Origin of the sequence: Acidovorax sp. M14 (assembly GCF_049331375.1) — a bacterium.
Lineage (GTDB): Bacteria > Pseudomonadota > Gammaproteobacteria > Burkholderiales > Burkholderiaceae_C > Acidovorax.
Genome location: NZ_CP186263.1, coordinates 1,992,575 through 2,018,966, shown reverse-complemented (window position 1 = coordinate 2,018,966; position 26,392 = coordinate 1,992,575). Strand labels below are relative to the sequence as shown.

19 protein-coding genes and 2 tRNA genes are annotated in these 26,392 nt (G+C 65.0%); 14 read left to right on the top strand and 7 right to left on the bottom strand.

The annotated features are described in order from the left end of the window. The first annotated feature begins 55 nt into the window (after positions 1–55). The 3 genes from ACOYR4_RS09265 (at position 56) to ACOYR4_RS09255 (ending at position 6,242) form a co-directional block, all read left to right on the top strand. A complete protein-coding gene (locus ACOYR4_RS09265; protein ID WP_422849328.1) occupies positions 56–2,059 on the top strand; it encodes a peptidase U32 family protein in 2,004 nt (667 codons plus the stop codon). Between the two features lie 35 nt (positions 2,060–2,094). Beyond that, the gene (locus ACOYR4_RS09260) at positions 2,095–4,788 is read left to right on the top strand and encodes a cation-translocating P-type ATPase (protein ID WP_422849327.1); all 2,694 of its coding nucleotides are present in this window, start codon (positions 2,095–2,097) and stop codon (positions 4,786–4,788) included. Positions 4,789–4,958: 170 nt separating this feature from the next. Further along, complete coding sequence (locus tag ACOYR4_RS09255; RefSeq protein WP_422849326.1) at positions 4,959–6,242, top strand: O-acetylhomoserine aminocarboxypropyltransferase/cysteine synthase family protein; 1,284 nt, start codon at positions 4,959–4,961, stop codon at positions 6,240–6,242. Between the two features lie 203 nt (positions 6,243–6,445). On the opposite strand, the gene egtB is transcribed toward ACOYR4_RS09255, so the two are convergent. From egtB to ACOYR4_RS09230, 5 genes are all read right to left on the bottom strand, one after another. Further along, positions 6,446–7,651, bottom strand: coding sequence for an ergothioneine biosynthesis protein EgtB (gene egtB, locus ACOYR4_RS09250; protein WP_422849325.1), 1,206 nt, complete (start codon positions 7,649–7,651; stop codon positions 6,446–6,448). Between the two features lie 12 nt (positions 7,652–7,663). Further along, positions 7,664–8,581: an L-histidine N(alpha)-methyltransferase gene (egtD, locus tag ACOYR4_RS09245; protein WP_422849324.1), complete on the bottom strand. Its 918-nt coding sequence runs from the start codon at positions 8,579–8,581 to the stop codon at positions 7,664–7,666. A 517-nt stretch (positions 8,582–9,098) separates the two neighbouring features. Continuing rightward, entirely contained in the window at positions 9,099–9,689 is a 591-nt protein-coding gene (locus ACOYR4_RS09240) for an OmpW/AlkL family protein (RefSeq protein WP_015013729.1), read from the bottom strand. Positions 9,690–9,818: 129 nt separating this feature from the next. Next, complete coding sequence (locus ACOYR4_RS09235; RefSeq protein ID WP_015013728.1) at positions 9,819–10,805, bottom strand: DUF808 domain-containing protein; 987 nt, start codon at positions 10,803–10,805, stop codon at positions 9,819–9,821. A 179-nt stretch (positions 10,806–10,984) separates the two neighbouring features. Next, complete coding sequence (locus ACOYR4_RS09230; protein WP_015013727.1) at positions 10,985–11,908, bottom strand: LysR family transcriptional regulator; 924 nt, start codon at positions 11,906–11,908, stop codon at positions 10,985–10,987. A 154-nt stretch (positions 11,909–12,062) separates the two neighbouring features. On the opposite strand from ACOYR4_RS09230, the gene ACOYR4_RS09225 reads away from it, so the two are divergent. Genes ACOYR4_RS09225 through ACOYR4_RS09210 form a run of 4 tightly spaced genes read left to right on the top strand, consistent with a single transcriptional unit; the run spans position 12,063 to position 15,158 of the window. Further along, entirely contained in the window at positions 12,063–13,046 is a 984-nt protein-coding gene (locus ACOYR4_RS09225) for a 2Fe-2S iron-sulfur cluster-binding protein (RefSeq protein ID WP_060987730.1), read from the top strand. 28 nt (positions 13,047–13,074) lie between these two features. Further along, the gene (locus tag ACOYR4_RS09220) at positions 13,075–14,334 is read left to right on the top strand and encodes an aromatic ring-hydroxylating dioxygenase subunit alpha (protein ID WP_015013725.1); all 1,260 of its coding nucleotides are present in this window, start codon (positions 13,075–13,077) and stop codon (positions 14,332–14,334) included. A gap of 2 nt (positions 14,335–14,336) precedes the next feature. Continuing rightward, a complete protein-coding gene (locus tag ACOYR4_RS09215) occupies positions 14,337–14,825 on the top strand; it encodes an aromatic-ring-hydroxylating dioxygenase subunit beta (RefSeq protein WP_203422186.1) in 489 nt (162 codons plus the stop codon). 6 nt (positions 14,826–14,831) lie between these two features. Continuing rightward, on the top strand, positions 14,832–15,158 hold the full coding sequence (locus ACOYR4_RS09210) for a non-heme iron oxygenase ferredoxin subunit (protein WP_291446027.1): 327 nt from the start codon (positions 14,832–14,834) through the stop codon (positions 15,156–15,158). 97 nt (positions 15,159–15,255) lie between these two features. Here the strand turns inward: ACOYR4_RS09210 and purL are convergent, their stop codons facing one another. Then, positions 15,256–19,263 carry a phosphoribosylformylglycinamidine synthase gene (purL, locus tag ACOYR4_RS09205; protein ID WP_422849323.1) on the bottom strand — a complete coding sequence of 1,336 codons (4,008 nt, stop codon included), beginning with the start codon at positions 19,261–19,263 and terminating at the stop codon, positions 15,256–15,258. A 137-nt stretch (positions 19,264–19,400) separates the two neighbouring features. Here purL and map point away from each other — a divergent pair, with 137 nt between their 5' ends. Both map and ACOYR4_RS09195 read left to right on the top strand, forming a co-directional pair. Further along, entirely contained in the window at positions 19,401–20,216 is an 816-nt protein-coding gene (map, locus tag ACOYR4_RS09200) for a type I methionyl aminopeptidase (protein WP_422849322.1), read from the top strand. Positions 20,217–20,310: 94 nt separating this feature from the next. Next, positions 20,311–22,911, top strand: coding sequence for a [protein-PII] uridylyltransferase (locus tag ACOYR4_RS09195; protein ID WP_422849321.1), 2,601 nt, complete (start codon positions 20,311–20,313; stop codon positions 22,909–22,911). A gap of 35 nt (positions 22,912–22,946) precedes the next feature. Here the strand turns inward: ACOYR4_RS09195 and def are convergent, their stop codons facing one another. Beyond that, positions 22,947–23,486: a peptide deformylase gene (gene def / locus ACOYR4_RS09190; protein WP_422849320.1), complete on the bottom strand. Its 540-nt coding sequence runs from the start codon at positions 23,484–23,486 to the stop codon at positions 22,947–22,949. Positions 23,487–23,642: 156 nt separating this feature from the next. On the opposite strand from def, the gene ACOYR4_RS09185 reads away from it, so the two are divergent. The 5 genes from ACOYR4_RS09185 (at position 23,643) to ACOYR4_RS09165 (ending at position 26,365) form a co-directional block, all read left to right on the top strand. Beyond that, positions 23,643–23,718: transfer RNA gene (locus ACOYR4_RS09185), tRNA-Asn, on the top strand. A 67-nt stretch (positions 23,719–23,785) separates the two neighbouring features. Next, positions 23,786–23,861, top strand: a tRNA-Asn gene (locus ACOYR4_RS09180). A gap of 106 nt (positions 23,862–23,967) precedes the next feature. Further along, a complete protein-coding gene (gene aat / locus ACOYR4_RS09175; protein WP_422849319.1) occupies positions 23,968–24,723 on the top strand; it encodes a leucyl/phenylalanyl-tRNA--protein transferase in 756 nt (251 codons plus the stop codon). Further along, positions 24,720–25,478, top strand: coding sequence for an arginyltransferase (locus ACOYR4_RS09170; protein ID WP_295944121.1), 759 nt, complete (start codon positions 24,720–24,722; stop codon positions 25,476–25,478). Before aat ends, ACOYR4_RS09170 begins: the two co-directional genes overlap by 4 nt. A 56-nt stretch (positions 25,479–25,534) precedes the next feature. Next, the gene (locus ACOYR4_RS09165; protein ID WP_422849638.1) at positions 25,535–26,365 is read left to right on the top strand and encodes an IclR family transcriptional regulator; all 831 of its coding nucleotides are present in this window, start codon (positions 25,535–25,537) and stop codon (positions 26,363–26,365) included. Positions 26,366–26,392 lie beyond the last annotated feature (27 nt).

Sequence of the window (26,392 nt, the reverse complement as noted above, 5' to 3'; positions counted from 1 at the left end):
GCTAATGAGTCCGGCGCCCACCGCCCGGCAAGGCAGGCTGGGATAATCACGCCCCATGTCCCTCCTGCCCCACCAGCTCGAACTGCTCTCGCCTGCGCGCGACGCAGACATTGGCATCGAAGCCATCAACCACGGCGCCGACGCCGTATATATCGGCGGCCCGGCCTTTGGCGCGCGGGCCAGCGCGGGCAACGACATCCGGGACATTGAGCGCCTGGTCAAGCACGCGCACCGCTTCAACAGCCGCATCTTCATCACGCTCAACACCATCCTGCGCGACGATGAGCTGGAAGCCGCGCGCCAGATGGCCTGGCAGGTGTACGAGGCGGGCGCGGATGCATTGATCATCCAGGACATGGGCCTGCTCGAAATCGACCTGCCCCCCATCCAGCTGCACGCCAGCACCCAGACCGACATCCGCACGCCTGAAAAGGCGCGTTTTCTGCAAGACGCGGGCCTGTCGCAAATCGTGCTGGCGCGCGAGCTGACGGTGCAGCAGATAGCAGCAGTCCACAAAGCGCTGGGCCCGGTGGATGCGCCGGGCCGCGCCAACATCGAGTTCTTCATCCACGGCGCGCTGTGCGTGGCCTACAGCGGCCAGTGCAACATCAGCCATGCGCAAACGGGCCGCAGCGCCAACCGGGGCGACTGCAGCCAGGCCTGCCGCCTGCCCTACCAGGTGACGGACGCGCAGGGCCGCTTCATCGCGCATGACAAGCACGTGCTGAGCATGAAGGATAACAACCAGAGCGACAACCTGCGCGCCCTCATCGACGCAGGCGTGCGCAGCTTCAAGATCGAGGGGCGCTACAAGGACATGGGCTATGTGAAGAACATCACCGCCCACTACCGCACGCTGCTCGACGAGATCATCGAAGAGCGCGAGGCGCAAGGCCGGCCGCTGTCGCGCTCGTCCAGCGGGCGCACCACTTTCACATTCAAACCCGACCCGCTCCAGAACTTCAACCGCGAGTTCACCGACTACTTTGTCACCGGCCGCAAGGAAGACATCGGCGCCTTCGACACCCCCAAGAACCCCGGCCAGGCCATCGGCTGGGTGACCAAGGTGGGCCCCGACTTTGTGGAGTTGGAAGTGAGCGACCCCGCCACCGTGCTGCACAACGGCGACGGACTGTGCTACTACGACCTGCACAAGGAGCTGGTGGGCATGGCCATCAACGTGGCCGAGCCCGTGTCGGCACGCAGCGTCGGCCAGTGGCGGGTGTACCCCAAGGACCCAATGGAAGGCTTCAAGGACCTGCGCAAGGGCACCGAAGTCAACCGCAACCGCGACATGGACTGGGTGCGCACGCTGGAGAAAAAATCCAGCGACCGCCGCATCGGCCTGTGGGCGCACCTGAGCGAAACGCCCACCGGCTTTAGCCTGATGCTGACCGACGAAGACGGCAACGTGGGCAGTGCCGACGTGCAGCAGCCCCACCAACCCGCCACCGATCCGGCCAAGGCCGAAGCCAGCCTGCGCGAGCAACTGGGCCGCTTCGGCGCGACGGTGTTTGCGGTGCACGACATTGCACTGCAGCTGTCGCAGCCCTGGTTTGTGCCCGCCTCGGTGCTCAACGCGCTGCGCCGCGATGCCGTGGCCGACCTGGAGGCCAACCGCGCCCGCAACTTTGCCCGCCTGCCGCGTGCCACACCGGTGGAGCCCCCTGTGCCCTACCCCGAGGACACGCTCTCCTTCCTGGGCAATGTGTTCAACCACAAGGCCCATGACTTCTACGTGCGCCACGGTGTGAAGGTGATCGCTGCGGCCTACGAGGCGCATGAAGAAGAAGGCGAAGTCAGCCTCATGATCACCAAGCACTGCGTGCGCTTTTCCATGAGCCTGTGCCCCAAGCAGGCCAAGGGCGTGACGGGCGTGCAGGGCACCATCAAGGCCGAACCCTTGATGTTGATCAACGGCAAGGAGAAGCTGACCTTGCGCTTTGACTGCAAGCCCTGTGAAATGCACGTGGTGGGCAAGATCAAGCGCCAGGTGCTGAACCAGGTGCCAGAAGCCCCGCTCCAGTTCTACAAAGCCCGGCCGCAAGTCGCGCACTGATGCGAGGGCGTGCGGCCCGTTTCACCGTTCGCCGCATGTCCCCATCCACCGCGCCGCACCTGCACCCCACCGAGGCCGTCGCCCAGGCCCATGGCGTCGACCCTGACGCGGGCCTGCATGCCGACGAAGCGCAGCGCCGCAGCGCCACCCATGGCGCCAACGAGTTGGCCGCATCGCAGGACCGCCCCTGGTGGCGCCTGCTGGCCGACCAGTTCAAGGACTTCATGGTGCTGGTGCTGCTGGGCGCGGCCGTCATCTCGGGGCTGGTGGGTGAGGTCACCGACACGCTGGTCATCCTGATCATCGTGGTGCTCAATGCCGTCATCGGCTTTGTGCAGGCCTGGCGCGCCGACCAGGCCATGGCGGCGCTGCGCCAGCTGGCGGCGGCACACGCCACCGTGCTGCGCAGCGGTGCGGTGCAGGTGGTGCCTGCTACAGAGCTGGTGCCCGGCGACATCGTGCTGCTGGAGGCGGGCAACCAGATCCCGGCCGACCTGCGACTCATTGAGATTGCGCAGCTGCAGGTGGATGAATCGGCTCTCACGGGCGAGTCCGTCACCGTGGCCAAGCAGACCGAGGCCCTGGCGGCCGAAGACGTGGGCGCGCTGGGCGACCGCACCAACATGGCCTTCAAGGGCACCACGGCCACCCATGGCCGAGCGCGCGGGCTGGTGGTGGCCACCGGCATGCACACTGAGCTGGGCAAGGTGGCCACGCTGCTCGACGCAGGTGACCGCAGCACGCCGCTGCAGCTGCGGCTTGCGGCCTTTGGCAAGCGCCTGGCGATTGCGGTGCTGGGTATTTGTGCGGTGATCTTTGTGGTGGGTGTGCTGCGCGGCGAGGCACCGTTGCTCATGGCCCTCACCGCCATCAGCCTGGCCGTGGCTGCCATCCCCGAGGCCCTGCCCGCCGTGGTGACCGTGCTGCTGGCCCTGGGCGCACGCCGCATGGTGGCGGTGCGTGCGCTGGTGCGGCGCCTGCCGTCGGTGGAGACGCTGGGCTCGGTCACCACCATCTGCTCCGACAAAACCGGCACCCTGACCCAAAACCGCATGCACGCCGAGCTGCTGCTGGCCCACGGTGTGCGCTGGGTGCCCGGCGACCCCCTGCCCGGCCCCGCCCACGCCGAGGCCCTGCGCGCCGCCGCACTGTGCAACGACGCCACGCTGCAGGCAAAGAACGAAGAGGGTCCGTCAGGCACCCAGTGGCTGGGCGACCCCACCGAAACCGCGCTGGTGCTGGCCGCCCACGCGGGCGGGCTGGACAAGGCCCTGCTTGACGCCGCCAGCCCCCGCGTGCAGGAGCAGCCCTTTGACTCCGACCGCAAGCGCATGACGACCTTCCACCGTGCGGCGCAAGGCTTTGTGGCCTACACCAAGGGCGCACCCGAATCCGTACTGCCCCGCTGCACCGCCCACTGGACGCCCGAAGGCGCTGCCGCACTCGACACCGCCCAGGTCCTCGCCACCGCCCAGCAGCTCGCCGCCCAGGGCCTGCGCGTACTGGCCCTGGCCCGCCGCAGCCACGCCCGCCTGCCCGACACCAACGACATCGACGCGGTAGAAAACCAGCTGGAGCTGCTGGGCCTGATCGCCCTCATCGACCCACCCCGCCGTGAGGCCCAGGCCGCAGTGCGCGATTGCATCAGCGCGGGCATCACGCCAGTGATGATCACGGGCGACCACCCCGCCACCGCGCGCGCCATTGCGCACCGGCTGGGTATCGTGCGCAGTGCCGATGCTCCGGTGCTGACCGGCGCCGACCTGGCCACATTGGAAGATGCCGCGCTGCGGGCCAAGGTAGAGCAGGTGCAGGTCTACGCCCGCGTGGACCCGGCGCAGAAGATCCGCATCGTCGAGGCCCTGCAGGCCCAGGGCCACTTTGTGGCCATGACGGGCGATGGCGTGAACGACGCCCCGGCGCTCAAACGCGCCGACATCGGCGTGGCCATGGGCCAGGGCGGCACCGACGTGGCACGCGAGGCATCCAGCCTGGTGCTGCTGGACGACAACTTCGCCACCATCGTCGCGGCGGTGCGCGAGGGCCGCCGCATCTACGACAACATCCGCAAGTTCGTGCGCTACGCCATGACGGGCAACTCGGGCGAGATCTGGACGATCTTTCTGGCGCCGCTGCTGCTGTTGCCCATTCCGCTGCTACCCATCCACATCCTGTGGGTCAACCTCGTCACAGACGGCCTGCCCGGCCTGGCGCTGGCGGCCGAACCGGCCGAGCGCGGCATCATGCAGCGCCCGCCCCGCGCGCCGCGCGAGAGCCTGTTTGCCCACGGCATGTGGCAGCACATTCTGGGCGTGGGCCTGCTCATTGGCGGGCTGTGCCTGGCGGTGCAGGCCTGGGCGCTGCACACCGGCCATGCGCACTGGCAGACCATGGTGTTCACCGTGCTCACGCTGGCGCAGATGGCGCACGTGATCGCCATCCGGTCCGAGTCCGAGCCCATCTGGCGTCTGGGCCTGTGGAGCAACCGCCCGCTGCTGGGCGCCGTGCTGCTGACCTTTGCGCTGCAGTTGGCGACCATCTATGTGCCCTGGCTCAACCCCATCTTCCGCACCGAGCCGCTGAGCCTGGGCGAGCTGGCGCTGTGCATCGGCGCCGCGCTGGTGGTGCTGGTGGTGGTCGAGATCGAGAAGGCCTGGCGACGCAGCCACCCACAGCGGCGCACCACGCCAGAGTCCAGCGACAGCGCCCTGGACGAGCCTGCGACCTGAGGGCACTCCCGGCACGCAAGAACGTCATAAGCACATAGCCAACGATTCGATGACGCCGTGGGCCAGCGGTGCCAGAATGGCCCGCGCCATCGGCACATTCGGCTCCGCCCCAGCATGGGTGGAGGCCGGTTGCCCCAACTCCCTTCCCTTCAACGAAAGAGACAAGCTGCATGAAAATCGAAACCCTGGCCGTCCACGCTGGCTACAGCCCCGACCCCACCACCAAGGCCGTGGCCGTGCCCATCTACCAGACGGTGGCCTACGCGTTTGACAGCGCCCAGCATGGCGCGGACTTGTTCGACCTGAAGGTGCCGGGCAACATCTACACCCGCATCATGAACCCCACCACCGACGTGCTCGAAAAGCGCGTCGCGGCGCTCGAAGGTGGCATCGCCGCGCTGGCCGTCGCCTCGGGCATGGCGGCCATCACCTACGCCATCCAGACCATTGCCGAGGCGGGCGACAACATCGTGTCGGCCAGCACGCTGTATGGCGGCACCTACAACCTGTTTGCCCACACGCTGCCCCAGCAAGGCATCACCACCCGCTTTGCCGACCCGCGCGACCCGGCCAGCTTTGCGCAGCACATCGATGCGCGCACCAAGGCGATCTTCATCGAGTCCATCGGCAACCCGCTGGGCAACGTGACCGACATCGCGGCCATCGCCAAGGTGGCGCATGACCACGGCGTGCCGCTGATCGTGGACAACACCGTGCCCAGCCCCTACCTGCTGCGCCCCATCGAGCACGGCGCCGACATCGTGGTGCACTCGCTCACCAAGTACCTGGGCGGCCACGGCAACAGCGTGGGCGGCGCGATTGTGGACAGCGGCAAGTTCCCGTGGGCCGAGCACAAGGCGCGCTTCCCGCGACTGAACGAGCCCGATGTGAGCTATCACGGCGTGGTCTACACCGAAGCCCTGGGCCCTGCCGCCTTCATCGGCCGTGCGCGCGTGGTGCCGCTGCGCAACACCGGCGCGGCGCTGTCGCCGCAAAGCGCGTTCCTGATCCTGCAAGGCATCGAGACCCTGGCCCTGCGCATGGACCGCATCTGCGACAACACGCTGGCCATTGCCAAGTACCTGCAGAGCCACCCCAAGGTGGAATGGGTGCGCTACGCGGGCCTACCCGACCATCCGGACCACGCGGTGGTGCAACGCCAGTCGGGCGGCAAGGCCTCGGGCATCCTGAGCTTCAGCGTGAAGAACAACGATGCAGACCCGCGCGCGGCCGGTGCGCGCTTCCTGGATGCTTTGCAGCTCTTCACGCGCCTCGTCAACATTGGCGACGCGAAGTCGCTGGCCACGCACCCAGCCTCCACCACCCACCGCCAGCTCAACCCCGAAGAACTGGCCAAGGCCGGTGTGAGCGAAGGCATGGTGCGCCTGTCGGTCGGCATCGAGCACATCGACGACCTGCAGGCCGACCTGGCGCAGGCACTCGACAAGGTCTGATGTGCAAAGGGCCATGCGCCTCCCAAGCGCATGGCCAGGCACCCTTCAGCGTAGTTTTGAGGCTTTTTGCGTCCAAGCGCTAGTGGAATATGCGCTGCAAGCTACATATTTCATAGCAAACAGGTTCACAGCGCATGGCGACATCGTCATGCCTGCTCCAGCGCGACAGGTCGATGGCGGTCAGCGCCGGGCGCTGGCCGCCTTCACCCGAGGTCGCGTGCCAGCCGAATGCCCGTGAACTGCCAGCGCGCCGTGGCCGGGAAGAAGTTGCGGTAGGTCAGCCGCTCATGCCCTGGCGGCGTCGCGCTGGACGAACCCCGCAGCACGTACTGGTTTACCATGAACTTGCCGTTGTACTCACCCACGGCGCCTTCCGCCACCCGAAAGCCCGGGTATGGCGCGTAGCTGGACTGCGTCCACTGCCACGCAGCGCCGTGCCACTGCGCCATGCCTGCGGTACCCTGCGCGGCCGCATGCTCCCATTCGGCCTCGGTGGGCAGGCGCGCGCCAACCCAGCGCGCGTAGGCATCGGCCTCGTAGTACGACAGATGTACCACTGGCTGGTCGCCCTGCAGCGGCTGCAGCCCCGCCAGCGTGAAGTGGTGCCAGGCCCCGTCGATGCGGTGCCAGTACAGCGGCTGCTCCAGGCCCTGCGCCGCCCGCCAGTCCCAGCCTTCGGCCAGCCAGAGCAGCGGGTTGCGGTAGCCGCCCGCTTCCACAAACGCGAGATATTCAGCCTGCGTCACCAGCCGCGAGGCCAGTGCATACGGGTGCAGATACACCCGATGGCGCGGACCCTCGTTGTCAAAGGCAAAGCCGCTGCCAGCGTGGCCGATGTCGGTCAGCCCCGCGTCAAACGAGTGCCACGCCAGCGCCCCGGCGGGCTCCGGCGCCACGGCGTCAGACGCCTTGGCATAGGCGGGAAACAAGGGGTTGCAGGACAGCAGGTGCAGGATGTCGGTGAGCATCAGCTCCTGGTGTTGCTGCTCATGCTGCAGGCCCAGCTCGATCAGGCCGCGCAGCGCGTCGTCGTGCGCCACGGTGGGCACCCAGCGTGCCATGCGGGCGTCCACGTTGGCCCGGTAAGCGAGCACCTCCTCCAGCGATGGCCGCGTGAGCAGCCCGCGCTGCGGGCGCGGGTGCTTGGCGCCCACGCCGTTGTAGTACGAGTTGAACAGCACCCGGAACGCCGGTGCAAACGGCTGGAAACCGGGCTCGTGGGCTTCGAGCACAAAGGTTTCAAAGAACCAGGTGGTGTGGGCCAGGTGCCATTTGGTGGGACTGGCATCGGGCATGGACTGCGCGGCGCAGTCCTCGGGCGATAGCGGTGCCGCCAGGGCCAGCGAGCGGCCGCGCACAGCGGTGTAGCGCGCCAGCAGCGTATCGATTGCGGGGGATGTCACGACCATGAATACCACCGGTCAAGGACGGGCGTGGACCACGGCAAACCAGCCCCGCTCGTCCGTCCACGCCTGGGCCTGCGCAAAGCCGGCGCGCGCGAGCATGTCGGTGAACACGGGCAGCGGGTACTTGTAGCTGTTCTCGGTGTGGATGCGCTCACCCCGGTCGAACCTCCGGCCGCCGCCGGGCCAGCACACCTCGGTGTCAGTGGCCGCCTCCAGGTGCATCTCGATGCGCGACGCCTCGGTGTTGAAGAACGCGCGATGCTGCCACTGCGCTACGTCAAAGTCGCTGCCGATCAGGCGGTTCACATGCCGCAGCACATTGCGGTTGAACTCGGCAGTGACCCCTGCGGCATCGTCGTAGGCGGCTTCGAGCACCGCCACGTCCTTGGGCAAATCGATGCCGATCAGCAGACCACCATCATCGTCCACCAGTTCGCGCATGTGGGCCAGCAGATCCAGCGCGTGCGGCGGGTCGAAGTTGCCGATGGACGAGCCCGGGTAGAACACCAGGCGCCCGGTGCGGGGAATGTCGTCGGGCAGTGACACACCCAGCGTCATGTCACCCGCCAGCGCGCGGGCATCCAGCGCCGGAAACTCATCGCGCAGCCCCTGCACCGCCTGCTCCAGAAAATCCGCCGAAATGTCCACGCCCACAAAACAGGCCGGCTGCACCAAGCGGCACAGGGTGCGGGCCTTCTGGCAGTTGCCTGCGCCCAGCTCGATCAGGGTGCGCCCCGGGCCAATGGCATGGGCAATGCTGTCCGCATGCGCCTGCATCAGCGCCATCTCGGTGCGCGTGGGGTAGTACTCCGGCAGGCGCGTGATGGCCTCAAACAGCTGGGAGCCGTGCTGGTCGTAAAAGTACTTGGGGGAGATGCGTGCGGGCCGCTGAGTAAGCCCGTGCGTGATGTCGGAATAGCGAGGCAGGAGCATGGGTCGTCAAGACGTTGGTGCGGCAGCGCCGCCGGTGGGTCAAAAGCAGAGGCGCCTGGGATGCCCGCCTTGCGGCACACCCCACGCGCTCCCCTGCCCCTCTCCCCATTGTGCGTTGCCTCGCTGACAGCCGTGTGTAGGCCATTTCCGCACCTGCCAAAAAAAAGGGCTGGCGCAGGCGCCAGCCCCGCAGAGCCTGTTTACGATCTACCAGGGGTCGCGTTGGAACGCAATCGGGATGAGTGGACGCTTCGGGTGCGCCGCATGGGCTCATGCCCATGCAAGCAGCCGAGGCATTCAATCACCCGATTTCGCTCCAACCCTTCGGGCAGTGGTCTTTGCGGGCGGTCTGCGGCGTTGCGGCGCTTGCCAATAGCGGGGCTATTGGCGGCGCAACGTGCCTTGCATCCCATCCCGCAAAGACCACTGCGCGACCCCTGGTAGATCGTAAACAGGCTCTCAAACCCTTGGAGAACTTTATCGTCAGGAACGCAGGGCCCGCCTGGGCCCTGTGCCCTTAGAAGCGCCAGCCCAGACCCACGCCCACCAGAACGGGGTCTACCTTGAAGGTGCCCAGCTTGGCACCGCCTGCGCTCACGTCGGTCTTGATGAAAACCTTTTTCACGTCGAAGTTGAGGTACAGGTTCTTGGCCAGCGGAATGTCCACGCCCACTTGCAGCGCGGGGCCGAAGCTGTTGCGGTCAATGCTCACGCCTGCGGGCAGGTTCACGCTGGAGAAGCGCGTGTAGTTCAGGCCCGCGCCCACATAGGGCTTGAAGCCAGGGGCGTCAAAGTGGTACTGCGCCAGCAGTGTGGGAGGCAGGTGCTTGAGGGTGCCGATAGCGGCGCCACCAGCGCTGAGCGTGTGCTTTTGCGGCACCGTGAGGATCAGCTCGGCCGCGATGTTCTTGTTGAAGAAGTAGGTCACATCCACTTCAGGGATGGTCTTGTTGTTGACCGACAGGCCCAGCGGCGTGCTGTCCTTGTTGGCGCTGTCCAGGTGCACCGCGCGTGCACGGACCATCCAGGGGCCTTCAGCCTGTTGCGCCAGGGCAGCGCCAGAAGAGAGGGCACAGAGAACGGCGACAGCCAGCAGGTTCTTTTTCATGGTATTTCGCATCGGTTGGACGGGGACGACCCCCGTGCATGCATTGAACCGCTGCGGCCCCCACCCGGCCTTGCCTTACCTCAAGCCATCGGTAGTAACCCTTAGACCTAGATCAAGGAATACCCACTATCAGGCTGTGGACTTGCCCCGCAGGCGCTGCACCAGCGTCACCCCGGCCAGCACCAGGCCACCCGCCACGATGCCCACCACGGCGTTCAGCAGGTTGGGCACCAGCACCGCCCACAGCCCGCCCAACGGCCACTGCGCGGCCGCCGTACCTGTAGCCTCGACCGCGTGGTGCAGCACCGGCACTCCGTGCACCAGAATGCCGCCGCCCACCAGGAACATGGCAGCGGTGCCTGCAATCGACAGCCCCTTCATCAGCCAGGGCGCCGCGCGCAAGATGCCCGCGCCCAAGGCACGCGCCGCGCTGCTGGCCTTATTGCTGAGCCACAGGCCCAGGTCGTCCAGCTTGACGATGCCCGCCACCAGCCCATACACACCGATGGTCATGATGACCGCGATGCCCGACAGCACGGTCAACTGCTGCACAAAGGGCGCGGAGGCCACGGTGCCCAGCGTGATCGCGATGATTTCGGCCGACAGGATGAAGTCGGTGCGCACGGCGCCCTTGATCTTGTCCTTTTCAAACGCCACCAGATCCACCGCTGGGTTGGCATTGGCCTTGGCATGGCTCTCGCGTTCGGCCTCGTCCTCGTGCTGCGCGTGCAGCAGCTTGTGCGCCACCTTTTCAAAGCCTTCAAAGCACAGAAAGGCGCCCCCCACCATCAGCAGCGGCGTCACGGCCCAGGGCGCAAAGGCGCTGATCAGCAACGCGGCAGGCACCAGGATGACCTTGTTGATGAGCGAGCCCTTGGCCACCGCCCACACCACCGGAATCTCGCGCTCGGCGCGCACGCCGGTCACCTGCTGGGCATTGAGTGCCAGATCATCCCCCAGCACGCCCGCCGTCTTCTGCGCGGCCACCTTGGTCATCACCGACACATCGTCGGCCATGGCAGCGCTCTTCTTGGCCGCCACCTTGGTCATCAAGGCCACGTCGTCGAGGATGGTGGCGATGTCGTCGAGCAAAGCAAGCAGGCTGCCAGTGGCCATGAAGAGTCCTTGGGATGGGTCGTAAAAAAGCGGCCAACATGCCGCCGGTGTGCGCCGCACTATAGCAACGCACAGACACCCCAAGCGCCAGCAGCGGCGCCAGGTGTGCGTAGGAGAGCAGGAAAGCGCAGGCGACGTGCCCGCTCTGCCGCACCTCACCCAACGCGAGAAGGATGGTGCTAACCCTTGGCGCCTTTGGAAGCGTCCGCATGGAGGTCAAAAACCAGCGAGCGCAGCCACTGGTTCGCCGGGTCCTTGTGGAACTTGGCGTGCCAGAACATGTTGATGGCGATTTTGGGCAGCTTGACCGGGTGCGCCAGGTACCGCAGTTCAAAGGGGACGGCCATGCGCTCGGCCAGCCGCTCCGGCACCGTGGCCACCAGATCGGTGGACTGCAAGATGTGGCCCACAGCAACGAAGTGAGGCACTTTGAGTTTCACCTGCCGCTGCGGCGAGTGGTTGTCCAGTATCTCGTCCACCTGCCCATGGCCAGTGCCCGCAGAGACGATGGCCACATGGTCCGCACCGAAGAAGTCCTGCAGGCGGATCTTTTTCTGATCCAGCCGATGGCCTTTGCGAAACATGCAGACGTAGTTCTGCTCGAACAGACGGCGCTGAAAAAAGCCCGCCTTCAGCTGCGGCAGCAGGCCCACGGCCAGGTCCACCTGGCCCGACTCCATGGCGTCCTTCAGGTTGGTGGCCGTATTGCGCACGGTGCTGATGGTGACCGAGGGCGCGACTTCTTCGATGCGCTGCATCAGTTGCGGCAGAAAGTAGATCTCGCCAATGTCCGTCATGCCGACGGTGAAGCTGCGTTTGCTGGTGCGCGGGTCGAACGTGTTTCTGGCGTTCACGGCTCCATGAATCATGCCCAGCGCATACCCCACCGATTCCGCCAGTTGTTCTGCAAACGGCGTGGGCTGCATGCCGCTGGCCGTGCGGGTGAACAGCTCGTCGTCAAACAGCTTGCGCAGCCGCGCCAGCGCATTGCTCACCGCAGGCTGGCCAAGGCCCAGGTTTTCCGCCACCTTGGAAACCTTGCGTTCGGCCAGGAGCTGGTTGAAGACCACCAGAAGATTCAGATCAATGTCCTTCAGCTCCATCGATTGCCTCCGTAACTATTGATTTGGATGATATTCAACATTCACATCATCGCGTTGACTGATTTTCTCGCCGATCTGATCATCGCCTCCATCGACCCCTTCCCGGGGAATCGACCCACAAAAACATCAGAGACAACACCCGAGACAACGGACGATGGAAATCCACGTACGCCCCTTGCAGCGCACGCTCAACGTCGCTCCTGGCGCCAATCTGCTCGACGCGTTGCGCAACAACGATGTGCCGATTTCGCACAGCTGCATGGCCGGGCGGTGCGGCACCTGCCGCTGCAAGATCGTGGCAGGACAGGTGCTCGACTCAGGGCGCGAGGTCCAGCAACCGCTGACGGCACAAGACTCCTACGTCCTGGCCTGCCAGACCTTCGTGACGGAGCCCTGCACGGTAGAGATCCCCGAACCCGACGAAGTGGTCGTGCACACGGCACGCATCATCAAGGCCACGGTGGTGGCCATAGAAGATCCCACCCACGACATCAAGCGGCTGGTTCTCCAGCCCGCTAAAGCACTCGATTTTTCGCCCGGCCAGTATGCGCAGCTGCAGTTCACGCCAGCGCATGTGCGGCCCTATTCCATGGCGGGCACAGCCCAGGACGACATGCTGGAGTTCCACGTTCGACTGGTCCCGCAAGGCCGTGTCACCGGCTATGTGGCGAACGAGCTTCGCGTGGGCGATACGGTGCGCGTGAGCGGTCCGATGGGCTCTGCCTACCTGCGCCGCCAACACACAGGGCCCATGCTGTGCGTAGCAGGCGGCACAGGGCTGGCGCCGATTTTGTCCATCGTTCGCGGCGTGGTTGCCGCCGGCATGGGCAACCCCATCCACCTGTACTTCGGCGTGCGGTCCGAGCGCGATGTCTATGGCGTGGAATGGCTGCAAGCGCTACAGCGCCAGCACCCACAGCTTCAGGTGCACGTCGTGGTCGCGTCCGGCCCGGCACAAGGGCATCGCACCGGCCTGGTGACCGACGCCATTGCCCGGGACTGGCGCAGCCTGGAAGGCTTTCGCGCCTACCTCTGCGGCGCGCCGCCGATGGTCGAGGCCACTGCCTTGCTGGTAAGGCAAATGGGCGTGTTGCCAGAGCAGGTGTACGCGGATGCGTTTTATGCCAGTGGCACGTGAGCCCCACAAAACAACCCAGGAGACAGCAATGAGCACACCCGCCAAGGAAGTCTTTCCCAGCCAGATGCGATGGGAAACCGAAGGCAGCAGCCGAATACCGTTCATGGCCTACACCGGTGAAGACCTGCACAAGAAGGAGCTGGAGCGCTTCTTCTACCGGCAGCACTGGAACTATGTCGGGCTGGAGGCCGAGGTGCCGAACGTGGGCGACTTCAAGCGCACGGTAGTGGGAGAACGCTCGGTCATCATGGTCCGCGACGCGAGCGGCATCCAGGTGGTCGAGAACGTGTGCGCCCACCGCGGCATGCAGTTCTGCCGCGAGCGCCATGGCAACAAGAAGGACTTTGTCTGCCCCTACCACCAGTGGAGCTACACGCTACAAGGCGATCTGCAAGGGGTGCCCTTTCGCCGTGGCGTCAAGCAGGACGGCAAAATCAACGGGGGCATGCCAGCAGATTTCCAGACGGCGGACCATGGCCTCAACAAACTCAAGGTGGCCACCCGGGGCGGCGTGGTGTTTGCCAGTTTTGACCACGATGTGGAATCGCTCGAAAACTTTCTGGGGCCGGACATCCTGTCGTACTTTGACCGGCTCTTCAACGGCCGGCGCCTGACGATACTGGGCTACAACCGCCAGCGCATTCCGGGCAACTGGAAGCTCATGCAGGAGAACATCAAGGACCCCTACCACCCCGGCTTGCTGCACACCTGGTTTGTGACCTTTGGCCTCTGGCGGGCAGACAACAAGAGCGAGCTGAAGATGGATGCACGCCACCGGCATGCCGCCATGATCTCCACCCGGGGCCAAGCGGGAAAGGCCGAACAGGTCACCCAGGTGTCCAGCTTCAAGGAGAGCATGCAGCTCCACGACGCGCGGTTTCTGGACATCGTGCCCGAGCCCTGGTGGGGCGGGCCCACAGCGGTCATGATGACGGTGTTCCCCAGCGTCATCTTTCAGCAGCAGGTCAACAGCGTCTCCACGCGGCACATCCAGCCGGACGGGCACGGGGCCTTCGATTTCGTATGGACGCACTTCGGGTTTGAGGACGACAGCGCGGAGATGACACAGCGCCGTCTGCGGCAGGCCAACCTGTTCGGCCCGGCGGGGTTTGTGTCTGCCGACGACGGGGAGGTGATCGAGTTTTCGCAAGAAGGTTTTGAAAGCAAGCCCTACCACCGCGCCCTGGCCGAGTTGGGGGGAAAGACGGTGGAGAACACCGATCACATGGTGACCGAAACACTCATCCGCGGCATGTACGCTTACTGGCGTGAAGTGATGGAGGGCTGACCATGAGCACTACGCCCCACATTGCTTTTGATGATTACCTGGCCATCTCGCGCCTGTACTCCGAGTACGCACTGGCAGTGGACTCTGGTGACTGGGACCTGTGGCCCGAATTCTTCACGGAGGACTGCACGTACAAGCTGGTGCCCCGCGAGAACCACGAACGCGGATTCCCCCTCGCAACACTGCTGTTCGAAAGCAAAGGGATGCTCAAGGACCGCGTCTACGGCATCCGCGAAACGCTGTTCCACGACCCCTACTACCAGCGCCATGTGGTCAGCGCGCCCGTGGTCCTTGCCGCGAGCGAGAACCGTTTCGAGGCCCAGGCGAACTACGCAGTGTTCCGCACCAAGCTCTCGCGCGAGTCCACGGTGTTCAACGTGGGGCGGTACATCGACGTGATCGAACGCACCCCGGCAGGGCTCAAGTTCGCGACGCGCCTTTGTGTGTACGACAGCGAAATGATCCCCAACTCCATCATCTACCCCATCTGAACCACCATGAACGAATCATCCTGGATCGACGCCGCCAGCGAAGCCGAAGTACCCGACGACGATGTCATCGGGTTGCAGGTGGGTGAGCACAACATTGCGCTGTACAAGGTGGATGGCAGTGTGTTTGCGACCGACAACATCTGCACCCACGGGCACGCGCGCCTGTGCGATGGCTTTCTGGACGGCCATGAAATCGAGTGCCCCCTGCACCAGGGGAAGTTCGATGTCCGCAATGGCAGCCCCACCTGCGCACCGGTCACCGAGCCATTGAAGTGTTACCCCGTGCGCATCGACGGAGGGCGCGTGTTTCTTCAGATGGACGACAGGGCATGAACCCCACCTGAAGAAAACTGTAGCCGCTGAACCTGCGGTGTTCAGCGGCTACTGATATCAAGCATGAGCACCCTGCAGCGCAGGGTGCCTCAGCCCATCACCCCACCCACTTGCGCGCGTTGCGCCAGATGCGCATCCAGCCGCTGTACTGGGCCTTGTCCTCGCTGGTCCAGCTCATCTGCACGTTGCGGAACACGCGCTCGGGGTGCGGCATCATGGCCGTGAAGCGGCCGTCGGCCGTGGTCACTGCCGTCAAGCCACCCGCGCTGCCGTTGGGGTTGAACGGGTACTGCTCCGTCGCGCGGCCGTGGTTGTCCACGTAGCGCATCGCAGCAATGGCCTTGTCGGCGTTGCCCCGGTACTTGAAGTTGGCATAGCCCTCGCCGTGCGCCACCGCAATCGGCAGGCGGCTGCCTGCCATGCCTTGCAGGAACAGGCTGGGTGATTCCAGCACTTCCACCAGCGACAGGCGGGCCTCGAAGCGCTCGCTCTGGTTGGTGGTAAAGCGTGGCCAGTCTTGTGCACCGGGGATGATGTCCGCCAGCTCAGCAAACATCTGGCAGCCGTTGCAAACGCCCAGGCCGAACGTGTCGGTGCGACCGAAGAAGCCCTGGAACTGTGCGGCCAGCACCGGGTTGAAGGTGATGGACCGCGCCCAGCCAATGCCAGCGCCCAGCGTGTCGCCATAGCTGAAGCCGCCGCAGGCCACCACGCCCTTGAAGTCTTCGAGTTGGACGCGGCCGGTCTGCAGGTCGGTCATGTGCACGTCGTAGGCCTCGAAGCCCGCCTCGGTGAAGGCGTAGGCCATCTCGATGTGCGAGTTCACGCCCTGCTCGCGCAGGATGGCGACCTTGGGTTTGGCCAGGTTGAGGTAAGGCGCGGCCACGTTGTTGGCCGCGTCGAACGTCAGGTGCACGTGCAGGCCCGGGTCGGTGGGCTCACCCGCTGCAGCGTGCTCGGCATCGGCGTTGGCGGGGTTGTCGCGCTGCTGGCAGATCTTCCAGCTCACCGCATCCCACACCTGGTGCAGGTCGGCCAGCGAGGCACTGAACACGGCCTTGGCATCTCGCCAGACCTGGAGTTCGCCCTTGCCTGCGTCGATTTCGGACGACACTGGGCGCGTCTTGCCCACGAAGTGGCTGAATTTGGACAGGCCATGCTCGCGCAGCACCTGCATCACATCGTTGCGCTCGGCGGTGCGCACTTGCAGCAGCACACCCAGCTCTTCGTTGAACAGCGCCTTGAGCGTCAGTTCTTCACGGCGGGCACTGACCTGCTGCGCCCAGTTCTTGGCGTCACCGGTTTCCATGCGGCTGTCGCTGATGCCGTCGCCTTCAGTCACCAGCATGTCCACGTTGAGCGCCACGCCCACGTGGCCTGCAAAGGCCATTTCGGCTGCTGCGGCCAACAGGCCGCCATCGCTGCGGTCGTGGTAGGCCAGGATTTGGCCCTTGGCGCGCAGTGCGTTCACGGCGTTGACCAAGTTGACCAGGTCTTTGGGGTCGTCCACATCGGGCACCACGTTGCCACTTTGCTCCAGCGTCTGGCCCAGGATGCTGCCGCCCATGCGGTTCTGGCCCTTGCCCAGGTCGATCAGCACCAGCGTGGTGTCGGCCTCGGTGGCGTTGAGCTGGGGTGTGAGCGTGCCGCGCACGTCGGACAGTGAAGCGAATGCGCTCACGATCAGGCTGACGGGGGATGTGACTTTCTTCTTGTCCGCGCCTTCACTCCACTGCGTGCGCATGGACAGGCTGTCCTTGCCCACGGGGATGGAGACGCCCAGCGCCGGGCACAGCTCCATGCCCACGGCCTTCACGGTTTCGTACAGCGCAGCGTCTTCGCCCGGTTCCCCGCAGGCGGCCATCCAGTTGGCCGACAGCTTCACGCGGGGCAGCTCGATGGGTGCTGCCAGCAGGTTGGTGATGGCTTCTGCCACGGCCATGCGGCCCGAGGCGGGTGCGTTGATGGCGGCCAGCGGCGTGCGCTCGCCCATGCTCATGGCCTCGCCTGCAAAGCCCTTGTAATCGGCCAGCGTCACGGCGCAATCGGCCACGGGCACCTGCCAGGGGCCGACCATCTGGTCGCGGTGGCTGAGGCCGCCCACCGTGCGGTCGCCGATGGTGATGAGGAAACGCTTGGACGCCACCGTGGGGTGGGCCAGCACGTCGATCACGGCCTTTTGCAGCGGCACGCCGGTCAAGTCCATCGGTGCAAATTCGCGCACCACGGTCTTCACGTCGCGGTGCATCTTGGGCGGCTTGCCCAGCAGCACGTTCATCGGCATGTCCACGGGTAGCTTCTGGTCGTCGGCCGTGGCAGCGGGGTCGTGCAGCACCAGCTGGCGCTCTTCGGTGGCCGTGCCGATCACGGCAAACGGGCAGCGCTCGCGTTCACAAAAGGCTTTGAACTGCTCCAGCGATTCGGGCGCAATCGCCAGCACGTAGCGTTCTTGCGACTCGTTGCTCCAGATTTCCTTCGGGCTCATGCCGGACTCTTCGAGCTGCACGGCACGGAGGTCAAAGCGCGCGCCGCGGCCAGCATCATTGGTCAGCTCGGGGAAGGCGTTGGACAAACCGCCCGCGCCCACGTCGTGGATGGCCAGGATGGGGTTGTTCGTGCCCTGTGCCCAGCAGTGGTTGATGACCTCTTGTGCACGGCGCTCGATCTCAGGGTTGCCGCGCTGCACCGAGTCAAAGTCCAGCTCGGCCGCATTGGTGCCGGTGGCCATGGAGCTCGCCGCGCTGCCGCCCATGCCGATGCGCATGCCGGGGCCGCCCAGCTGAATCAGCAGCGAGCCGGCGGGAAACTCAATCTTCTTCGTCAGCTCGGCATCGATCACGCCCACGCCGCCCGCGATCATGATGGGCTTGTGGTAGCCGCGCTGCACGCCGCCCACGTTCTGCTCGTATTCGCGGAAGTAGCCGTTCAGGTTGGGGCGGCCGAACTCGTTGTTGAACGCGGCGCCGCCCAGGGGCCCTTCGACCATGATCTGCAGCGGGCTGGCAATGTGCTCAGGCTTGCCCACGGTGCTGCCCCAGAGCTTGGAGACGGTGAAGCCCGTCAGGCCCGCCTTGGGCTTGGAGCCCCGGCCGGTGGCGCCTTCGTCGCGGATCTCGCCGCCCGCGCCGGTCGATGCGCCTGGGAAGGGCGAGATGGCAGTGGGGTGGTTGTGCGTTTCCACCTTCATCAACACATGCTGGGTAACGCTACTTTTTTGATAGCTATTAGCGCTTGATTCACTAGCGCTTGCGGCCATTTTTGCCACAAAACGCTCCACCTGATGGCCTTCCATGACCGAGGCGTTGTCCGAATACGCGATCACCGTGTGCTGGGGCGCCAGCTGGTGCGTGTTGCGGATCATGCCGAACAGGCTCTTGCTCTGCGCCACGCCGTCAATGGTGAACTGGGCGTTGAAGATCTTGTGGCGGCAGTGTTCGCTGTTGGCCTGCGCGAACATCATCAGTTCCACGTCGGTGGGGTTGCGCTTCAGGCCCGTGAAGGCGGTCACGAGGTAGTCGATTTCATCGTCGGCCAGGGCCAGGCCGAAGCGGGTGTTGGCCGCTTCGAGTGCCGCGCGACCACCGGCCAGCACATCCACATGCTCCATGGGCGCGGGCTGCAGTTCGGTGAACAGGGCAGCTGCGGCGCTGCGGTCGGCCACCACCGATTCGGTCATGCGGTCATGCAGCAGGGCCGCGATCTGGCCCAGTTGCTCGGCCGTCAGCTCGGGTGTCTTGCCCAGCAGGCCGGATTTCAGGCTGATGCGGTACTCGGTGATGCGCTCGACACGGCGGATGGCGATGCCGCAGTTGCGCGCAATGTCGGTGGCCTTGGAGGCCCAGGGCGACAGCGTGCCCAGGCGGGGCGTGACGATGAGGACGGCGCCATCTTCGGGGCCTGCGTAGGGGTCGCCGTAGGTCAGCAGCGCGGCCAGACGTTCTTGTTCGGCGGGCGTGGGGGCCGCATCGGTGGCGACCAGATGCACGAAACGCGCTGCAATGCCACTGATCTTGGGGTGGATCGCCTCCAGGGCGGGTTGAAGTTGCTGAGCGCGGAAGGAGCTGAGGGCGTTGCCGCCCGCCAGCGTGGTCATGTGCAAGGTCACGGTAGCGGCCTGTTGGGGGGTGTCAGGGGTAGAGGGTGGCTCCGGGCGCCAGCGTGCAACCAGCACCGGAGCCCTCCATTTTACCGGGCATGGCCGGGCCGCCTGCGCAGCCGGGGGGCCAATGGGATAATTGCGCCATGAGCATCACCATCAAAAGCGCCGAGGACATCGAGGGCATGCGCCTGGCCTGCCGTCTGGCCTCCGAAGTGCTGGACTACATCACACCGCACATCAAGCCCGGCATCACCACCAAAGAAATCGATCGCCTGGGCGCCGAATGCATGGCCCAGCAGGGCACCATCTCGGCCACCGTGGGCTACCAGCCACCGGGCTACCCGCCCTACCCGGCTTCGCTGTGCACCTCGGTCAACCATGTGGTGTGCCACGGCATCCCCAACGACAAGCCGCTCAAGAAGGGCGACATCGTCAATGTGGACGTGACCGTGATCACCAAGGACGGCTGGTACGGCGACAACAGCCGTATGTTCCTGATCGGCGAATGCTCGATCGCCGCCAAGCGACTGTCAGCGCTGACCTTTGAAGCCATGTGGCACGGCATCGTGCAGGTCAAGCCCGGCGCACGGCTGGGGGATATCGGCCACGCAATCCAGAAGTTTGCCGAAGGGCACGGTTTTTCGGTGGTGCGCGAGTTCTGCGGCCACGGCATTGGCAAGAAGTTCCATGAAGAGCCGCAGGTGCTGCACTACGGAAAGCCTGGCACGCTCGAAGAGCTGGTGCCCGGCATGGTGTTCACCATCGAGCCCATGATCAATGCGGGCCGCCGCGAGGTGAAGGAACACGGCAACGACGGCTGGACCATCGTGACCAAGGACCACAGCCTGTCGGCCCAGTGGGAGCACACGGTGCTGGTCACTCCCACGGGGTATGAGGTGATGACGCTGTCGGCTGGATCGCCCCCCCTGCCGTCCTTTGTGACAGCCACCAAGACCTGAGGCGACGGCGGGGCCACCGGGTCCCGCGCCGCCGGCTGCCGCTTGCACAACTCTTGCATGGCTTTTTCATGGCCTCCCACGATACTTACCGACCATGACTGAACTCCATGCCCTGCGCGACGCCTATCGCAGCGACAAGGCTGCGCTGCTGGCTGCCATGCAATCCACCGGCGCATCAACGCGCAGCATCCGCGTGCTGCTGCGCAAGCTGTCGTCGCTGGCGGGCAACCTGCTGCAAACCCTGTGGCAACGCGCCCAGCTGCCCAATGACATGGCCCTGGTGGCGGTCGGCGGCTTCGGGCGTGACCAGCTGTTCCCCTACTCCGATGTCGATGTCCTGCTGCTACTGCCCGACGGCACGGCACCCGAGGCCGGCAGCGCCTTGCGCACCAAGCTCGAAGGCTTCATTGGCAGCTGCTGGGACACGGGCCTGGAGATCGGATCGAGCGTGCGCACGGTGGCCGAATGCCTGGCCGAGAGCGCGGGCGATGTCACCGTGCAGACCTCGCTGCTCGAATCCCGTCTGGTGTGCGGCAATGCCGCGCTGTTTGCAGAGTTCCAACGCCAGTACCGGGCGCAGATGAACCCCCAGGCGTTTCTGGTCGCCAAAACGCTCGAGATGCGCCAGCGCCACACCAAGTACGAGAACACCCCCTATTCGCTGGAGCCCAACTGCAAGGAGTCGCCCGGCGGGCTGCGCGACCTGCAGATGATCCTGTGGGTGTCCCAGGCGGCCGGGCTGGGCAGTAACTGGAAGGAGCTGGCCGCCAGCGGCATGGCCACGGCCTTCGAAGTGCGCCAGATCGAGCGCAACGAAGCGCTGCTCTGCCTGATCCGTGCCCGCCTGCATGCGGCGGCCGGGCGGCACGAAGACCGGCTGGTGTTCGACCTGCAGACGGCCGTGGCCGAGTCGTTCGGCTACCGCTCGCAGGCACCCGACGGATCGCGCCTGCCCATGCGGGCCAGCGAAAGCCTGATGCGCCGCTACTACTGGGCAGCCAAGGCGGTGTCGCAACTCAGCCAGATCCTGCTGCTCAACATTGAAGAGCGCCTGAACCCATCGACCCACGAGCCGCGTCCGATCAATGAGCGCTTCTTCGAGAAGGCGGGCCTCATCGAAGTGGCGAGTGACGACCTGTACACCCGCGACCCGCATGCGATCCTGGAAACCTTTCTGCTGTACCAGACCACGGTCGGGCTCAAGGACCTGTCGGCGCGCACCCTGCGCGCGCTGTACAACGCACGCGGCGTGATGGACAGCGCCTTCCGGCGCGACCCGGTCAACCGCGATGCCTTCATGCGCATCCTGCAGCAACCCTCGGGTATCACCCATGCCATGCGGCTGATGAACCAGACCTCGGTGCTGGGGCGCTACCTGTGGCCGTTTCGCCGCATCGTGGGACAGATGCAGCATGACCTGTTCCACGTCTACACGGTGGACCAGCACATCCTGATGGTGCTGCGCAACGTGCGCCGCTTCTTCATGGCCGAACATGCGCACGAATACCCGTTCTGCTCGCAGCTGGCGGGCGGCTGGGACAAGCCGTGGATCCTGTACGTGGCCGCGCTGTTCCACGACATTGGCAAGGGGCGCGGCGGCGACCACTCACAAATCGGCGCAGAGGAAGTGCGGCGCTTTTGCCGCCAGCACGGGGTGGACCGCGAAGACGGCCGACTCATCGAGTTTCTGGTGCGTGAGCACCTGACCATGAGCACCGTGGCGCAAAAGCAGGACCTGAGCGACCCGGATGTGATCGGCGCCTTTGCGCACCGTGTGGGCAACGAGCGCAACCTCACGGCGATGTACCTGCTCACCGTGGCGGACATCCGCGGCACCAGCCCCAAGGTCTGGAACGCCTGGAAGGGCAAGCTGCTGGAAGACCTGTACCGCGCCACGCTGCGCACCCTGGGTGGCCGCGCGCCCGACGCAGCCGCCGAGATCGAGGCCCGCAAACGCGAGGCACTGGTGCTGCTGGCGCTCAACGCCCTGCCCTTTGAAGCGCACAAGGCGCTGTGGGCCACGCTCGACGTGAGCTACTTCATGCGCCACGACGCCGCCGACATCGCCTGGCACACGCGCCACCTGTCGCGCTACGTGGGCGCGGCCAAACCGGTGGTGCGCGCCCGGCAGTCACTGGCGGGCGATGGCCTGCAGGTCATGGTCTACGCCGCTGATCAAGCCGACCTTTTCGCACGCATCTGCGGCTACTTCGATCGCGTTGGCTTCAGCATCCTGGACGCGCGGGTGCACACCGCCAATAACGGCTATGCGCTGGATACCTTCCAGGTTGTGGCCTCTTCCGCGTCTGAACAGCCCGGGCACTACCGCGAGCTGACCCACATGGTCGAGAGCGACCTGATGCGCGTGATTGAGGAAGGCGGCCCTCTACCCGAGCCCACCCGCAAGCGGGTATCACGCCGGGTCAAGAGCTTCCCGGTCGCCCCCCGCGTGACCCTGCGACCCGACGAAAAGGCGCAGCGTTGGCTGCTGGCCATCTCTGCCAGCGACCGTGCGGGCCTGCTGTATCTGGTGGCCCGCATCCTGGCGCAGCATCACCTGAGCGTGCAACTGGCCAAAGTGAGCACCCTGGGCGAACGGGTGGAAGACACCTTCCTCATCCAGGGCCCTGAGCTGCAGAACAACGCGCGCCAGATCCAGATCGAGACCGAGCTGCTGCAGGAACTGTCATCCTGACTTGGCGGGCGTGAGCCAAGGGTGGTGGGTCTGGCTCAGTCGTCCTCGTTGGCGCTGATCTCCGGGAACAGCACCTCGGTAAACCCGAACTGCGTGAAATCACGCACCCGCATGGGATACAGCTTGCCGATCAGATGGTCGCATTCGTGCTGTACGACGCGCGCATGAAAGCCGTCTACCGTGCGGTCAATGGGATCGCCATACAGGTCGAAGCCTGTGTAGCGGATGCGTGACCAGCGGGGCACCTTGCCACGCAAACCCGGCACGGAGAGGCACCCTTCCCAGTCTTCTTCCTCTTCTGTCCCCAGAGGCGTGATCACCGGGTTGAGCAGGACGGTGGGTGGCACCAGCGGCCGGTCCGGGTAACGCGGGTTGCGGTCGTTGGAGCCAAAGATGACCAGTTGCAGATCCACCCCGATCTGCGGTGCGGCCAGCCCCGCCCCATTCACCGACGCCATGGTCTCGAACATGTCGCGCACCAGCTGGTGCAATTCATCGGTATCGAATGCGGTCACTGGCTGGGCCACGCGCAGCAGGCGGGGGTCGCCCATTTTCAGGATGGTGTGGATGGTCATATCGTGAGGGAGTTGGATGCAACACAAGCCGCTCGCTGGGCAGGATACCGTTCAGCATAACGCGCAGTACGACTCCACGGCGCTGCACGGGCTTTTGAATGGACAGGGCTGTTTTTCGATTCGGGCCCAATTTTGTGTATATAATCTAAGTCTTGTTCCTCGATAGCTCAGTCGGTAGAGCGCCGGACTGTTAATCCGTAGGTCCCTGGTTCGAGCCCAGGTCGAGGAGCCAAGAATTTGCAGGCCCTGCATGAGTAAAGCGGGGCCTTTCAATTAGTTAGTCGATAAATACCGATCATTCCTCGATAGCTCAGTCGGTAGAGCGCCGGACTGTTAATCCGTAGGTCCCTGGTTCGAGCCCAGGTCGAGGAGCCAATCAAAAAAGCCCTGCACTTCCAAAGTGCGGGGCTTTTTTTTCGCCATCCCTGCCGCGGCGTGGCAAACGCTGCATGCCAGACAATGGTGGCTTTGCGCACCCAGCATGCCCCCGCAACTACCCTGGCTCGAACCCCACGCCCCCTTTCCCGCACCGACCCTCGCGTGGGGGGAAGACGATCCCGCGCCGGGCCTGCTGGCAGCAGGCGGCGCGCTGGATGTGGCCAGCCTGTGCGCTGCATATGCACAGGGCACCTTTCCCTGGTATGGCCCCGGTCAGCCCATCCTGTGGTGGGCACCTGATCCTCGCATGGTGCTGCCGGTGGCTGAGTTCAGGTTGCGCCGCTCGCTGCGCAAAAAGCTGCAGGCATTTCGCAGACAGGCGCGCTGCGAAATCCGCATCGACAGCGCGTTCCGGGACGTCATCACCGCCTGCTCCACCAAGGAACGCGAAGGCCAGGCTGGCACCTGGATCGTTCCGGAGATGGTCGACGCCTACACCGAACTGCATCTGGCAGGACATGCCCACAGCGTGGAAACCTGGGTCGATGGACAACTCGTGGGGGGCCTGTACTGCGTGGCGCTGGGTCGCGCGGTGTTCGGAGAGTCCATGTTTGCACATGAAACCGACGCCTCCAAGATCGCCCTGTCGGCCCTGGTCTGCCTGTGCCGCCGTCATGGCATCACCTTGATTGACTGCCAGCAAAACACGCAGCACCTCGCATCCCTGGGTGGACGGGAGATACCCCGGGCCGAGTTCCTGCGGCATGTGGACAGCGCGCGACAGCAGCCCCCCATCACATGGCAATTTGAGCCCGTATACTGGGACGAGCTGCTGCCACCCAAGACCGATCCGGCATGACGCAACTCAACGACCTTCCGCTGCAAACCCTGCAGTTTTACGCGACAGCGCCCTACCCCTGCAGTTACCTGCCGGACCGGCAGGCACGGTCTCAGGTCGCCACCCCCAGCCACCTGATCCAGAGCGATCTTTACTCCGATCTGGTCGCCAAGGGGTTTCGCCGCAGCGGCATGTTCACCTATCGCCCCTATTGCGACGGCTGTCAGGCCTGTACCCCGCTGCGGGTTCTTGTCAACGAGTTCAAGCCTGACCGCAGCCAACGGCGTGCTGCTGCGCGCCACGGCCAACTGCAGGCACGGGTGTTGCGGCTGTGTTTTGTGCCCGAGCACTACCAGTTGTACCTGCGCTACCAGAACGGTCGCCACGCGGGCGGCGGCATGGACCACGACAGCATCGACCAGTACACACAATTTCTGCTGCAAAGCAGGGTGAACTCCAGGTTGGTGGAGTTCCGCGAGACCGACGCGTCCGGCGAACCCGGCGCGCTCAAAATGGTCTCCATCCTCGATGTGCTCGATGACGGCCTGTCTGCCGTGTACACGTTCTACGAGCCAGAGCCCCATTGCAGCTACGGCACCTACAACGTCATGTGGCAGATCGCGCAAGCCCATTCACTGGGTCTGCCCCATGTGTACCTGGGTTACTGGATCGAAACCAGCCCCAAGATGAGCTACAAGGCACGCTTTCTGCCCCATGAAATCCGCACCGACGGGGCTTGGCACCGGGTCACAGGTACCGTGCAAGCGAGCCCCTGAACGCACATTCATATTTCACAAGATAAAATGCAGCGGCCCTTGCACCATTGCCGCTCATGAAAAAAACCGATCCCAGCATCTCCCCCAAACCCAGCGTTCAGGTGCTTGAGCGCATGTTCACACTGATCGACGTTCTGGCCTCACGGGAAGAAGCGATTTCCCTCAAGGAGATCAGCGAAAAAACCGGGCTGCATCCCTCCACCACACACCGCATCCTCAACGACCTGACCATCGGCCGTTTTGTTGACCGCCCCGAATCAGGCAGCTACCGATTGGGCATGCGACTGCTGGAGCTGGGCAACCTGGTGAAGGCACGTCTGAGCGTTCGTGATGCGGCGCTCACCCCCATGCGCGCGCTGCACAAACTGATCCAGCAGCCCGTGAACCTGAGCATGCGCCAGGGCGATGAGATCGTGTATGTAGAGCGTGCCTACAGCGAACGATCAGGCATGCAGGTGGTGCGCGCCATTGGCGGCAGAGCGCCTCTGCACCTGACCTCGACAGGCAAGCTCTTCCTTGCGCTGGATGACCCCCAACGCGTCCGCGCCTATGCCACCCGTACCGGTCTGGCAGGCCACACCCGCAACAGCATCACGCAGCTTCCGTTGCTGGAACGAGAACTGGCCAAGGCCCGCCAGTACGGTATTGCTCGCGACAACGAAGAGCTGGAGCTGGGGGTGCGCTGCATGGCCGCGGGCGTGTATGACGACCAGGGCAAACTGGTCGCAGGCCTCTCCATTTCGGCGCCTGCGGATCGTCTGGATGAAGGCTGGCTGCCCAAACTGCAGGCTACAGCGAATGAGATTTCACTGGCCTTGGGCTATACGCCACCGAGTGTCGAAGCCGGTCACCCATCCCTCACCAGTCAACGTACCGAATTGCGCTGACGCCCCAAGGAGGGCTAGGCAACGCCG